Origin of the sequence: Sulfurimonas sp. HSL3-7 (assembly GCF_039645985.1) — a bacterium.
Taxonomy (GTDB): domain Bacteria; phylum Campylobacterota; class Campylobacteria; order Campylobacterales; family Sulfurimonadaceae; genus Sulfonitrofixus; species Sulfonitrofixus jiaomeiensis.
Window position 1 is genome coordinate 741,699 of record NZ_CP147919.1, and the last position, 12,294, is coordinate 753,992.

At 48.6% G+C, this 12,294-nt stretch carries 14 protein-coding genes; 13 read left to right on the top strand and 1 reads right to left on the bottom strand.

The window, feature by feature from the left end; translation table 11 throughout:
• The first annotated feature begins 49 nt into the window (after positions 1-49).
• The 12 genes from lpxC (at position 50) to WCY20_RS03850 (ending at position 10,457) form a co-directional block, all read left to right on the top strand.
• Complete coding sequence (gene lpxC / locus WCY20_RS03795; RefSeq protein WP_345977107.1) at positions 50-934, top strand: UDP-3-O-acyl-N-acetylglucosamine deacetylase; 885 nt, start codon at positions 50-52, stop codon at positions 932-934.
• A complete protein-coding gene (locus WCY20_RS03800; RefSeq protein ID WP_345977108.1) occupies positions 927-1,379 on the top strand; it encodes a hypothetical protein in 453 nt (150 codons plus the stop codon). The genes lpxC and WCY20_RS03800 overlap by 8 nt, the downstream gene beginning before the upstream one ends.
• Before the next feature lie 9 nt (positions 1,380-1,388).
• Positions 1,389-2,270 carry a homoserine kinase gene (gene thrB, locus WCY20_RS03805; protein WP_345977109.1) on the top strand — a complete coding sequence of 294 codons (882 nt, stop codon included), beginning with the start codon at positions 1,389-1,391 and terminating at the stop codon, positions 2,268-2,270.
• Positions 2,271-2,350: 80 nt separating this feature from the next.
• Entirely contained in the window at positions 2,351-2,584 is a 234-nt protein-coding gene (locus WCY20_RS03810) for a hypothetical protein (RefSeq protein WP_345978213.1), read from the top strand.
• Positions 2,568-5,195: a translation initiation factor IF-2 gene (infB, locus tag WCY20_RS03815; protein ID WP_345977110.1), complete on the top strand. Its 2,628-nt coding sequence runs from the start codon at positions 2,568-2,570 to the stop codon at positions 5,193-5,195. Before WCY20_RS03810 ends, infB begins: the two co-directional genes overlap by 17 nt.
• Positions 5,192-5,557: a 30S ribosome-binding factor RbfA gene (gene rbfA, locus WCY20_RS03820; RefSeq protein ID WP_345977112.1), complete on the top strand. Its 366-nt coding sequence runs from the start codon at positions 5,192-5,194 to the stop codon at positions 5,555-5,557. Before infB ends, rbfA begins: the two co-directional genes overlap by 4 nt.
• On the top strand, positions 5,547-5,981 hold the full coding sequence (locus WCY20_RS03825) for a ribosome maturation factor RimP (RefSeq protein WP_345977114.1): 435 nt from the start codon (positions 5,547-5,549) through the stop codon (positions 5,979-5,981). The genes rbfA and WCY20_RS03825 overlap by 11 nt, the downstream gene beginning before the upstream one ends.
• 70 nt (positions 5,982-6,051) lie before the next feature.
• The gene (ribD, locus tag WCY20_RS03830) at positions 6,052-7,065 is read left to right on the top strand and encodes a bifunctional diaminohydroxyphosphoribosylaminopyrimidine deaminase/5-amino-6-(5-phosphoribosylamino)uracil reductase RibD (RefSeq protein ID WP_345977115.1); all 1,014 of its coding nucleotides are present in this window, start codon (positions 6,052-6,054) and stop codon (positions 7,063-7,065) included.
• Between the two features lie 22 nt (positions 7,066-7,087).
• Positions 7,088-7,798, top strand: a complete 711-nt coding sequence (gene ubiE / locus WCY20_RS03835; RefSeq protein WP_345977117.1) for a bifunctional demethylmenaquinone methyltransferase/2-methoxy-6-polyprenyl-1,4-benzoquinol methylase UbiE — start codon at positions 7,088-7,090, stop codon at positions 7,796-7,798.
• Between the two features lie 10 nt (positions 7,799-7,808).
• Positions 7,809-9,062, top strand: a complete 1,254-nt coding sequence (gene xseA / locus WCY20_RS03840) for an exodeoxyribonuclease VII large subunit (RefSeq protein WP_345977119.1) — start codon at positions 7,809-7,811, stop codon at positions 9,060-9,062.
• A gap of 258 nt (positions 9,063-9,320) precedes the next feature.
• Positions 9,321-9,794, top strand: a complete 474-nt coding sequence (locus tag WCY20_RS03845; protein WP_345977121.1) for a PAS domain-containing protein — start codon at positions 9,321-9,323, stop codon at positions 9,792-9,794.
• A gap of 57 nt (positions 9,795-9,851) precedes the next feature.
• Positions 9,852-10,457 (top strand): hypothetical protein, encoded by a 606-nt coding sequence (locus WCY20_RS03850; protein WP_345977123.1) that lies wholly within the window; start codon positions 9,852-9,854, stop codon positions 10,455-10,457.
• Between the two features lie 4 nt (positions 10,458-10,461).
• Here the strand turns inward: WCY20_RS03850 and WCY20_RS03855 are convergent, their stop codons facing one another.
• Positions 10,462-10,737 (bottom strand): CDGSH iron-sulfur domain-containing protein, encoded by a 276-nt coding sequence (locus WCY20_RS03855; RefSeq protein WP_345977125.1) that lies wholly within the window; start codon positions 10,735-10,737, stop codon positions 10,462-10,464.
• A gap of 172 nt (positions 10,738-10,909) precedes the next feature.
• Between WCY20_RS03855 and dbpA the strand changes: the two genes are divergently transcribed.
• Positions 10,910-12,286, top strand: a complete 1,377-nt coding sequence (gene dbpA / locus WCY20_RS03860) for an ATP-dependent RNA helicase DbpA (protein ID WP_345977127.1) — start codon at positions 10,910-10,912, stop codon at positions 12,284-12,286.
• The last annotated feature ends 8 nt before the right edge of the window (positions 12,287-12,294 follow it).

Here is a 12,294-nt window from a genome sequence, read left to right on the forward strand (position 1 = left end):
TAGAGCCAGAATATTTCACACAATGTGAAGCCTTTACTAAAGGATATATGTGACACAGACCACCATTAAAAAAGCAGTAGAACTCGTCGGTATCGGCCTACACAAAGGCAGTCCGGTTCGTCTGCGTCTTGAGCCGCTTGAAGCCAACAGCGGTATTATCTTTTATCGCAAAGATGCAGGAGTTTCCATTCCGCTCAAACCCGAGAATGTGGTTGACACCAAGATGGCAACGGTGATCGGACGAGAAGGGTATTTCATCTCGACGATCGAACATCTGCTTTCTGCTGTTTATGCCTATGGGATTGACAACCTCAGGGTCATCGTTGATGCTGACGAAGTGCCTGTCATGGATGGTTCAAGTGCAAGTTTTTGTATTTTGCTTGATGAGGCGGGCACACAGAAACTGGATGCGCCTAAAAAGATTATTCGTGTTAAAAAAGAGGTTAGTGTCAAAGAGGGTGACAAATATGTCAAGCTGATGCCTTCGCGCGACCTGAAATATGATTTTACGATCAAATTCAAGCATCCTGTCATTGACAAACAGAGCTTTGTGCTGAACTTTAACAAAGTAAACTACAAAAAAGAGATCTCCAGGGCACGTACCTTCGGCTTTTTGCATGAGATGCAGTACCTGCAGTCAAAAGGGCTCGCGCTGGGCGCAAGCCTGGACAACGCCATCGGTCTGGATGACAAAAAAGTAATGAACCCCGAAGGGTTGCGTTATACCGATGAATTCGTTCGTCACAAAATATTGGACGCCATCGGCGATATGTCTCTTCTTGGACTCAACTTTATCGGTTCGTATGAAGCCTTTGCCGGCAGCCACGATCTGAACCATAAGCTGACGTTGGCCCTATTAAAAGACCCTGAAAATTTTGAGGTGGTTGAACTCTCCGGCGAACAGGAGAAGGAGATGGCAAAAGCCTATGCATGATCTGGTTGTCATCGCACTTACCCCGCCATTGATCATTGGTGTCTATAAAGATAAAAAACTCATAGACACAATAAAAAGTGATGAAAGAAGTTCTGAGATCCTGCCCGAGATATTCAAGGAACTGCTCTCTAAATATGAGGTAGGTCATATCATCTATGCCAAAGGCCCGGGCAGTTTTATGGCCATCAAAGTGAGCTATATTTTTCTTCGCACACTCTGCATCGTCAAAAATATATCCCTTTTGGCTACAGATGCTTTTTACTTTAACAACAATGCCCCCATCAAAGCGGTTGGAAAGCTCTATTTTGTTAAAAATAGGGATACAATTGCGACTCAGAGCTTCAGCGAAGTGCCTGTCATGGAATTTGCTCTGCCCCAAGATTTAATATTAGAAGATTTTAGCGAAGAGACTGCGCCGTTTTACGGTATCGGTGCAGTAGGATAAGGACATATAGTGACGATAAGCGTACCGGCAACCAGTGCAAATTTAGGACCTGGATTTGACTCTTTAGGATTGGCTGTAAACCTGCGAAATCGTGTAGAGTTTAAACCTTCACGGTTTTTTAGTGTCAGCATCAAAGGTGAAGGGGAAGGTAACCCACGTCTTAAGGGCAATAACCTGTTTATCAGTATCTTTAATGACCACTATAAACGGCTGACAAGCAAACGCCAAAACTTTAAATTTACCTTTTATAATAACATTCCGCTTTCACGCGGACTTGGCAGTTCGTCTGCCGTTATTGTCGCGGCGATTGCAACTGCGCATGAAGCAGCAGGTGTACGCGTCTCAAAACGCCGTATCTTAAACCATGCGCTGGTCTATGAATCACACCCGGACAATATAACTCCTGCCGTAATGGGTGGTTTTAATGCGGCTACAGTGGAAAAACAGAAAGTCTTTTCGCAGAAGAAGCATCTGCCTGACTATATTAAGGCAGTGGTTGTTATTCCAAACAAGCCGATCTCAACGGCTAAGTCGAGAACAACGCTGCCGCGTTCGTATTCCAAAGAGAATGCTATTTTCAATCTGTCCCATACGGCGTTGACCGTCGCCGCATTTTTTAACGAAGACTGGGAGATGCTGCGTCTTGCGACTCAGGACCGTTTTCACCAAAAAATACGGATGAAGATGCTTCCCGAGCTTTTTGCGATACAGAAAACAGCGTATGAACAGGGTGCGCTGATGAGTACGCTTTCAGGCTCCGGTTCAACCTTTTTCTCTATGGTATATGATGAAGATGCTTCAAAATTACAGGATATCTTTACAAAACAATATCCGGAATACATGGTGAAGACATTGGATTTTGACAATAATGGAATCATTACCGAACGATAGTGCATCGGAATTTTGTAAGAGTCCCTATGTTGAAGGAAGATTAAGGTATAATGGCGCCCAAAGTAAATTATCCCCAACGAATGTGTGTCGTTTGCCGCGAACGTTTTGAACAAAAGGCATTGTTTCGCTTACAGTGCAAGGAACAGCAGCTAAGTTCTCACAGTGGGGTCGGACGGAGTTTTTATCTCTGTTCGACCTGCATAGATGATGAGAAAAAAGTCACGCGGGCTTTAGCCCGAATATGCAAGAGCGGGGATATAAAGTACCTGTCTACCCAATTAAAGGAGATCATCGCTGATGTCAGACAAAGTTAGAGTGCACGAGATTGCTAAAGAGCTCGGTATCAATTCAAAAGAGGTTGTTGAAAAAGCTGCAGAGATGGGCTTGGATGTAAAAACAGCCTCATCTACTGTTTCGATGAATGATGCAGAACAGATCATGAATTATATTATGAATGGTGCACCCGCTCCTACACCTGAGCAACCAAAAGTAACCGTTAAAAAAGCAGCGAAAACAGAGGAGCAGGCTCCTGCTGAAGAGAAACTTGCACAAGAAGAGAAAAAGCCTGCTGCCGAAGAGCAAGAAAAAGAACCCGTTATTGAAAGTCAGCCTGCAAAAAGTGCTGATAAAAAACCTGAACCGGCAGCCGAGACACCAAAGGCTGAAGCAAAAGAGACTGAGCCTGGGTCTGAAGGAGGACCGAAAGTGGTGGCGCCGATCAAACGTTCAGGTCTGAAGATCGTCAAAAAGAAAAAGCCGAAAATCGACACGAATACCGATGCGGCTACGGCTTCTGCAGCCGCTTTGAAACTTTCGTCGTACGGCAAGCTGGGTGAAGATGTTTTAAAAGAACTGGCAGAGAAAAAGTCGAAGAAAAAACAGAAAGGTGCACCGACAGGTAAGAAGTCGACGGGACAATCCCTCGATATTTTCGGTGGCAGCATGTCTGATGTTTCGATGGATTATGAGGAAGATGAGGTCGTTCTTCTTGACTTGAGCGAAGTCAACAAAGAAGAGCTGAAACCAGAAGAGCCTCGCAAACCACGTCAACCACGTCCTGCAGGTCGCAGCGGCGGTCAGAAAAAGCCGGGCGGAAACCGTCCTCGCCAGGTCTCACGCGGTAAACGGAAAAAGTATACCAAAGTGGTTGAAGATGAGGTCATTACACACGTAGAGATCCCTGAAGATATCCGTGTCTATGAGTTTGCAGAAGCACTCAACAAGAGCATGTCTGAAGTCATCAAGGTTCTGTTTGAACTTGGCATGATGGTCACGAAAAATGACTTCCTGAAAAAAGATGAGATCGAGATCCTTGCCGAAGAGTTCGGTGTTGAAGTAACGACGATCGACCCTAGAGATGCCTTCAACTATGAAGAGGAGTATGACGAAGCTGAGGTTCTTGAAGATGAGAACCTTGAAGAACGTCCACCGGTCATTACGATCATGGGTCACGTTGACCACGGTAAGACCTCACTTCTTGATGCGATCCGTAATACACGTGTTGCTACAGGCGAAGCCGGCGGGATCACGCAGCATATCGGTGCCTACTCTATTGAGAAAAACGGCAAACAGATCACCTTCCTGGATACTCCGGGTCACGCGGCGTTCTCTGCAATGCGTAAACGCGGTTCAGAAGTAACAGACATTATTATTATCGTTGTTGCTGCGGATGACGGTGTCAAGCCGCAAACAGAAGAGGCGATCAAACACGCTCAAGAAGCGGGTGTCCCTGTGATCGTTGCTGTTAATAAAATGGATAAAGAATCAGCGAATCCTGAACTGGTCAAAGGTCAGATGGCTGAGCGTGGCATGACACCGGTCGACTGGGGCGGGGATATTGAATTCGTTCCTGTCTCTGCAAAAACAGGCACCGGAATCGATGATCTGCTTGAAAATATCTTGTTGACAGCAGAAGTTCTTGAATTAAGAGCGAATCCGAATGCCAAAGCCAAGGCAGTCGTTGTTGAAAGCTCTGTTGAAAAAGGACGTGGTCCGGTTGCAACGGTTATCGTTCAAAACGGTACGCTGAAAGTTGGCGACAACGTAGTCTGCGGTAGCGCCTACGGTCGCGTCAAAGCGATGATAAACGATCAGAAAAAGATGGTTAAATCATTAGGCCTTTCTGACACGGCTGTCGTTGTCGGGCTTAACTCTGTACCACCATCCGGCGAAGTCATGATCGCAATGGACTCGGACAAAGAGACACGTGAACTGGCGCAGAAACGTGCTGAGTATGATCGTATGAAAGAGCTTTCCGCAAGTACCAAAACATCACTTGACGAGTTGACGGCACTGATTGCAGAGGGTAAACTGAAAACACTTAAAGTGGTTCTTAAAACAGATGTACACGGTTCTCTTGAAGCGATCAAGTCAAGCTTGAGTGAACTGCGTAATGAAGAGGTAAAAGTCGAGATTATCTCGTCAGGCGTCGGCGGTATCACCGAAAACGACGTTGAACTTGTTAACAACTCTGAGAACTGTGTATTGATCGGTTTCAATGTCCGTCCTACCGGTGCTGTCAAAGCTGTTGCCAAGCAGAAAGGTGTTGACATCAAGACCTATACCGTCATCTATCAACTGATCGACGATATTACCGGCATGCTGACAGGTATGATGGCACCGAAATATACGGAAGAGCATTCAGGGCAAGCCGAAGTACGCGATACTTTCAAGATTCCAAAAGGGATGGTTGCGGGTTGTATGGTCGTCGACGGCAAAATGGTCCGTGGCGAACTGGTCCGTGTTATCCGTGACGGTGTTATTATCCACGAAGGTAAGCTGGATTCTCTTAAACGCTTCAAAGATGACGTCAAAGAGGTCGGTAAAGGCCTTGAGTGTGGTGTCGTTCTTAGCGGCTACGAAGATGTCAAAGTCGGCGATGTGATCGAGACCTTTGTCAAAGTTGAGAAAAAAGTAGAACTTTGACACCGGCCGAGATTAAACTCAAACGCTATGACTCTATTCTAGGGGAGCTTATCCCCGAAGCGCTTTCCCAGCTGAGCGACGCGCGCCTTCGTGAACTTGATGTCATTGAGGTAAGATGTTCCAAAGGGCGCAGCGATGCCAAAGTCTATCTGGACCCGCATGACTATAGCGAGAAAGAGCGTAATGAATTTTTGCGCCAGCTTAAAAAAGCGCGCCCGATCATTGAGACCCACTGTATGAAAGACCAGGGATGGTTCCGCTGTCCGACACTTGCCTTTGAATTTGATGACCAACTGGAAAAAAGCAAAACGATAGAAGATCTCTTTAAACAGATCGCCAAGGAGAAACACGATGAGTCTTGAATCTGATATCAAAAGCATGGTTGAATCACTGGGACTTAGACTCTATGACATTACGACGGTAAGTGAGCATGAAGAGACGATCTACCGTGTTAATATATCTTCTCCTGAAGAGGGCGGTGTCAGTATGGATCAGGTCGTTCAGGTAACGAAGCTGATCTCGCCTCTTTTGGATGTGACACCACCGGTCCGCGGAGAGTACCGTCTTGAGGTCAGCTCTCCGGGAATCGAACGCAAGTTAAAAACGCTTAACCATTTCGAATGCTCGCTCGGCGAGAAGGTTAGAGTCCAGACGCTGGACAAAACAAAGCTCAAAGGTACGCTGAAAAGTGTAACAGACGGCGTGATCACTATCGAAAGCGAAGAGGGTGATGTGAGCGTAGATTTTAACGACATCGCCAAAGCATCAACCTATTTTGAGTGGTAAGCCGCGTGCAGCTTGCTCTCACACCTTTAAAACTACTTCTTCAAAAACCTAAAAACAGAGAAAGCTTATAATGTTGTTACACGGCCCGTCACCGATGCAGGTTGCTATCGATTCGGCCTGGGAATACCAAGGTCTTACTTTCCCCAATCCGGCCGTAGGATGCAGTGTCGTTGATGAACATGGCAAGATCATCGCGGTAGGCGTCCACGAAAAAGCCGGTGAGCCGCATGCCGAGGTGCACGCTCTGCAGATGGCCTACGCTGTTCTGCGTGATGACAGTACCGTTCTGGCGCTCTCATCGTCTGCCGAGATCCATGATTTTCTTATTAAAAACCATAATAATGTTTTTGTCGACTGTACGCTTTATGTGACATTGGAGCCGTGTGCGCATCACGGCAAAACACCTTCCTGCGCACGGCTCATAGAATCACTAGGGATCCGGAAAGTGGTGGTGGGTCATAAAGATCCCAATGCAGAAGCTGCAGGCGGCATCGAACTATTGCGGTATAGCGGTTGTGAAGTCACGATGGACGATGACTGTAAGAGCAGGGCAGCAGACCTGATCAGACCTTTTATAACATGGCAGCAGAAACCGTATGTTACGTTCAAATGGGCACAGCGGCTTGACGGAACGGTCGACGGCGGGACGATCTCGTCACATACGTCAAGAGTCCACGTCCATGCGATGCGCGATGTCAGCGATCTCATCGTTATCGGCGGTGAGACGGTCCGTACTGACAGACCGACGCTGGATGCGAGGTTGGTCGACGGCGGAGTGTGTGACGTACTGATCTATTCCCGCGAGAAAGAGTTTGACCAGAGCATTCCCCTCTTTAATATCGAGGGGCGTAAGGTGTATATCGACTCCTCGCTGGATCGCATCAAGGCCTATCGCAATATCCTTATCGAAGGCGGTCCAGCGATGTTTGAGGCGACGAAGGATGTGGTTGACAGCTACCTCTGTTTTGTCGCGCCAAAAAGCGGTGGTACAATACGGTTTACAAATACAAAAGACGATTTCAGAATACTCCATTCGCAGACAAGCGGTTCAGACTTGATGCTGTGGATGCAGCGAAATAAATAACAGAGAGAGAATAACAACAGAGATGGAAAAACAGACAAAAATCGTAGAGATGTTTAATGATATCGCCCCGACATACGACAAAGCGAACCGTGTTATGAGTATGGGCGTAGATCGCAGTTGGCGTAAAAAAGGGTGCGACAAAGCCTTTGGCTACTATGGTCAGAAAGAGATCGATCTGATCGTGGATGTCGCCTGCGGGACCGGCGATATGATGGACTACTGGAAACGTCAAGCCGAAAAGAACGCCATAAATGTTGAAAAGCTGTTAGGCGTTGACCCCTCAGAGGGTATGGTCGGTGTCGGCCGCCAGAAGTTCCCAGACTTTGACTTTGTCATCGCGCCGGCGACAGAGATCCCGCTCGAGGATGGCCAAGCGGACATGCTCTCCATCTCTTACGGCATCCGTAATGTCGTTGAACGCCAAAAAGGGCTCGAAGAGTTCAACCGTGTTCTGAAGCCGGGCGGCATGGTGGTGATCCTGGAGTTCATGAAAAACGAGCACCCGTCGTTGCTGGGTAAAATCCGCGACTTTTACATGAACAGGATCCTTCCGAAGGTGGGCGGGTTTATCTCCAAAAACCTTGAAGCCTATGAATACCTTCCCAATTCAATAGAGGGGTTTCTGACGGTTGCCAATATGCAGCGTGAACTTGAAGAAGCCGGTTTTGAGATTATGTACACCGAGAGTTTCTCGATGGATATCTCTACACTTATCATTGCCAGAAAAAAATAATTCTTTTCCCATGCAGCAAGCCATCACCGTATCGACACTCAACGAACAGATCAAAGGCCTCCTGGAGAGCACCTTTGTCCGTGTCTATGTCGAGGGTGAACTCTCCCGCATAACCCATCACAACAGCGGGCATATCTACTTTACCCTCAAAGATGCCGGTTCGGCCGTCAGCGGGGTGATGTTCCGCGGCAACGCTTCCAAACTGAAGTTTCGCCTCGAAGAGGGGCTCAAAGTGATCGTCGAAGGGGCGGTCACCGTCTATACACCGCGCGGCAGCTACCAGATCAACGCCTTTAATATCGAGCCCGCGGGTCACGGCGCCCTGGCTTTGGCCTTCGAGCAGCTCAAAGCGAAACTGAGCGCTCAGGGCTATTTCGATCCGGCCATCAAGAAAGCGATGCCAAAATTCCCCAAACGCATCGCTCTGGTCACGTCGGCGACGGGTGCGGCACTGCAGGATATGCAGCGCGTCGCTGCTCAGCGCTGGCCTTTGGCGCAGCTCTTTGTCTACGACACCATCGTCCAGGGAGAGTATGCCGCACCTTCGATCGTCAACGCGATCCAGGCGGCCGACAGTCAGGATTTCGACATCATCGTCGTAAGCCGCGGCGGCGGGAGCATGGAGGACCTTTGGGGCTTCAACGAAGAGATCGTCGCTAATGCCATCTTTCATGCCAGGACACCTGTCGTCTCTGCCGTCGGCCATGAGATCGACTGGCTGATCAGCGATTTTGTCGCCGACCTGCGTGCACCGACACCGAGTGCCGCGATGCAGATGATCTTGCCGGACCAGAACGAGCTGCTTCAGACGATCGACATCCTGGGCCAGCAGTTTACGCAGAGCCTTCAGCAGAAGCTTTACAGTGCCGGTGAAAAACTTTCCCACCTCAAAAACTCATATGAACGTCATTCGATAGAGCAGCGCATCAAGAACAGGCTTGAAGAGATCGCGCAGCTCAGCGCACGGTTTGATCAGAGCATCAACTTTGTCACCGAAAACGCTGCGCGCAAACTCGCCCCGGTCGCCGAAAATCTGGCGCGCCAGGCAAACAGCAACCTGATCCAAAACCGGAACAGACTATCCACACTGCTGCAGGCGCTGCAGGCGCAGGACCCCAAGCAGAAAAGCCGAAAAGGGTATGCCCAGATCGCCAAAGAAGGCAAAGTCATCGACCTGTCTGCGCTGGATATCGGTGACAGCTTTGAAGCGATGGATTCTTCGAGAAGCGTTACGGCTGTTGTAGAAAACATAACGAAGTTTTAAACCCCACTCCGGCTTTTATTCATTCCCTTTTAAAACGCTAATAGCGTAGTATGTTATCTGCACTGAACGATGCACTTTAACCTCGGACACTTCCCCTCTCTCACTGCAATTGAAATCCGATAAACGATTATTGCGTAATAGTATTGTTTCGCGGGTGTAACAATCGGGCAATGAAATTATCCCATGATTACATGGTATTAACACCGATCGATTTGCCAACAGCAAAGCGATCGGATATTCTCTTCATAAAGGAAAACGATGCGTCGTCCACAACCCACTGATAACGAGATCATTTTCAACGGCGGCTACATGATCACCGAAACCGATCTTAAAGGGTGCATCACGTATGCCAATCGTAAATTCATGGAGATAACAGGCTACAGCCGAGCGGAGCTTTTGGGTTCTCCGCACAGCATTATCCGCCATCCCAAAATGCCGCGTGCCGCTTTTCAAGAGATGTGGGATACGCTGCTTCGGGGAGAGGATTGGAACGGCCATGTCATCAACTTGACCAAAGACGGATCGTTTTACTGGGTACATGTCTTTATCACGCCGCGATGTGATGAAGAGAACAGGATCATCGGCTATATCGCTGCGCGTCAGGTCCCCGGTGAAAAGAGCCTTAAAGCTGCTAAAAAAAAATATGAAATGCTGCTGCAACGCGAAGCCGATGTTATGGAAAACTATAGGCATGACCAGGCCGCCCTGTATTCATCCTGTACCTTGTCCTAGGTCAAGCTGCGACGCTTTGCTATCTGTTATACTCCGCTCAAAAATGGGGGAGTATAGATGAACAATCCAGACTTTTTTGATGCCGTCGATACGATTCAGATGAAAGATCCGCTTTCGAATATGCTGGGCACCTTTGTGAACGGTGATGTGACTTTCAGTTATTTGGACGTTGTAAAAGCGGCCGGACACAGCTGTCCGACAGTCGCCGGTGCCTACTTAATGACACTCAAAGCGCTTAAAGAACTCTATCCGGACAGCACACCTGTACGCGGCAATATCAGCGTCGCTTTTTCCGACGCAGAGGATGAAGGAGGCGCAGGCGTCGTCGGCAATGTAATCTCGCATATTACCGGAGCGGCAGGAAACAGCGGTTTTAAAGGGCTTAACGGCAGGTTCGCACGCCACTCGCTGATGGCATTCGGTGCTGATGTCTCCTCGAGTGCACGATTTACTCGCATCGATACGGGTGAGAGCGTCGATATTTTCTATAATCCTGTTGTCGTACCGCCAAACACTGAGATGCATACTTTGATGCCGAAGATACTTGGTGGCAAAGCGAATGAAGAAGAGCAAAAATGTTTTGGCGAACTGTGGCAGGAACGGGTCAAACGTATTCTTATCGACAATGTCGACAATGCCGCGATGATACGCGTCGAGGGTTAAAGCGTTAAAACTTGATTTTCTTGCCGACATCGCTGTCTGCGTAGTAGCTGTGATTGCCGCTGCAGAAGGGAAGGTTGTCCGAGCTTTTGCAGCGGCAGAGCTGGTAGGCCTTTGTTTTGTCGACAGTAAACTCTTTGGGCTCGCATGATGTCCCTTCATGGCTATCATCGCAAAAGAGACCGTCCTCGCTGCGGCCGCACGTACAGAAACGATAGGTTTTCCCTGCTTCGAGTTCGATCCCCTGTGGTTTGTTAAAAAAAACGATGGCATCTTTGCACATAGTAACTCCTTTTGTGTTGTCTCTAAGTATACATAAAATTTATTCGACATTGTAAAACGCGGTGCCGTTCATTACGTCCGGCTTCGGATATGCCGTACTCTCTCTTTGTTGCCCAATAGAATACGAGATAGATAGTATAATGTCATATCAAAACCCCTGCAAAGAAGTATATATGAGCACTAAACAGTTTTCCAACCTCCCCCTTGAAAAAGCGATCATCGACAACCTGGATGCTCTCGGATACACCGAGATGACACCGATACAGGAGCAGAGCCTTCCGCTTACCCTTGCAGGTGAGGATGTCATTGCCAAAGCGAAGACGGGCAGCGGCAAGACAGCTGCTTTCGGCCTGGGACTGCTGCATAAACTTGATGTGAAAAAGTGGAAGATACAGGGGCTGATCATGTGCCCGACGCGTGAGTTGGCGGACCAGGTTGCCAATGAGCTCAGAAGGCTCGCCCGGTTCAGACACAACATCAAGATACTGACGCTTTGCGGCGGGATGCCGTTGACGCCTCAGCGTATCTCTTTGGAACACGGCGCCCATATCATCGTCGGGACACCGGGACGTATTCAAGACCACATCGGAAAAAACACGATCGACCTCTCAAGCGTGCACACCCTGATCCTGGACGAAGCGGACAGAATGCTCGATATGGGCTTTTTAGACGATATCAAACAGATCATCTCGCATCTTCCTTCCGAACGTCAGACACTGCTTTTTTCTGCGACCTATCCTGATGAGATCGATGCCCTGAGCCACAGCATCATGAAAAATGCAAAGAGTGTCAGCGTCGAACACGATGAAGAGAAGCCGAACATCGTGCAGACCTTTTACAAAACCAGCGAGCGGGATAAAGATGCTGACCTGCTGAAACTGCTTTTGCACCATCAAGCCGCTTCGTGCATCATCTTCTGCAATATGAAGGTCACCTGTGATGAGGTGGCCGATTATCTCTACAATGCCGGCCTGCATGCCGTTGCGTTGCACGGTGATCTGGAACAGCGTGAACGAACAGAGGTGCTGACCCTGTTCAGTAACGGGAGCATCTCTATTCTCGTGGCGACCGATGTCGCGGCACGCGGGCTTGATATCAAAGACCTTGACCTTGTTCTCAACTATGACCTTCCGAATCAGAGCGAGGTCTATGTTCACCGTATCGGGAGGACGGGACGCGCGGGCAAAAGCGGCATCGCAGACGCGCTCTACACTTCCAGAGAGGAAAAGAAAATAGAAGCGATCGAAGAAGAGATGGGAACGACCGTCGACTACGGACGTTTTGACAAGCTTCGGCATAACGAGCTTTACGCGCCTAAATATGTCACCCTCAGAATCGACGGCGGCAAGAAAGACAAACTGCGTCCCGGCGACATCGTCGGTGCGCTAACATCGGATAAAACAATCAAGGGCGATGAGATCGGCAACATCAATGTCACGGCCATCCGTTCCTATGTCGCCGTCGATCGGTCCAAAGCCAAACAGGCCTTCAACCTTATCCGTGACGGCAAGATGAAAGGGCGACGTTTCAGAGTCACCCTGTTGGACTAGAAGTTATT

What these genes read in the sequence shown, in the direction of transcription:
- dbpA (WP_345977127.1), top strand. Translation starts at nt 10,910, where the DNA reads ATGAGCACTAAACAGTTTTCCAACCTCCCCCTTGAAAAAGCGATCATC.
- xseA (WP_345977119.1), top strand. Translation starts at nt 7,809, where the DNA reads ATGCAGCAAGCCATCACCGTATCGACACTCAACGAACAGATCAAAGGC.
- WCY20_RS03850 (WP_345977123.1), top strand. Translation starts at nt 9,852, where the DNA reads ATGAACAATCCAGACTTTTTTGATGCCGTCGATACGATTCAGATGAAA.
- WCY20_RS03800 (WP_345977108.1), top strand. Translation starts at nt 927, where the DNA reads ATGCATGATCTGGTTGTCATCGCACTTACCCCGCCATTGATCATTGGT.
- ubiE (WP_345977117.1), top strand. Translation starts at nt 7,088, where the DNA reads ATGGAAAAACAGACAAAAATCGTAGAGATGTTTAATGATATCGCCCCG.
- WCY20_RS03825 (WP_345977114.1), top strand. Translation starts at nt 5,547, where the DNA reads ATGAGTCTTGAATCTGATATCAAAAGCATGGTTGAATCACTGGGACTT.
- WCY20_RS03845 (WP_345977121.1), top strand. Translation starts at nt 9,321, where the DNA reads ATGCGTCGTCCACAACCCACTGATAACGAGATCATTTTCAACGGCGGC.
- WCY20_RS03855 (WP_345977125.1), bottom strand. Translation starts at nt 10,737, where the DNA reads ATGTGCAAAGATGCCATCGTTTTTTTTAACAAACCACAGGGGATCGAA.
- infB (WP_345977110.1), top strand. Translation starts at nt 2,568, where the DNA reads ATGTCAGACAAAGTTAGAGTGCACGAGATTGCTAAAGAGCTCGGTATC.
- ribD (WP_345977115.1), top strand. Translation starts at nt 6,052, where the DNA reads ATGTTGTTACACGGCCCGTCACCGATGCAGGTTGCTATCGATTCGGCC.
- WCY20_RS03810 (WP_345978213.1), top strand. Translation starts at nt 2,351, where the DNA reads ATGTGTGTCGTTTGCCGCGAACGTTTTGAACAAAAGGCATTGTTTCGC.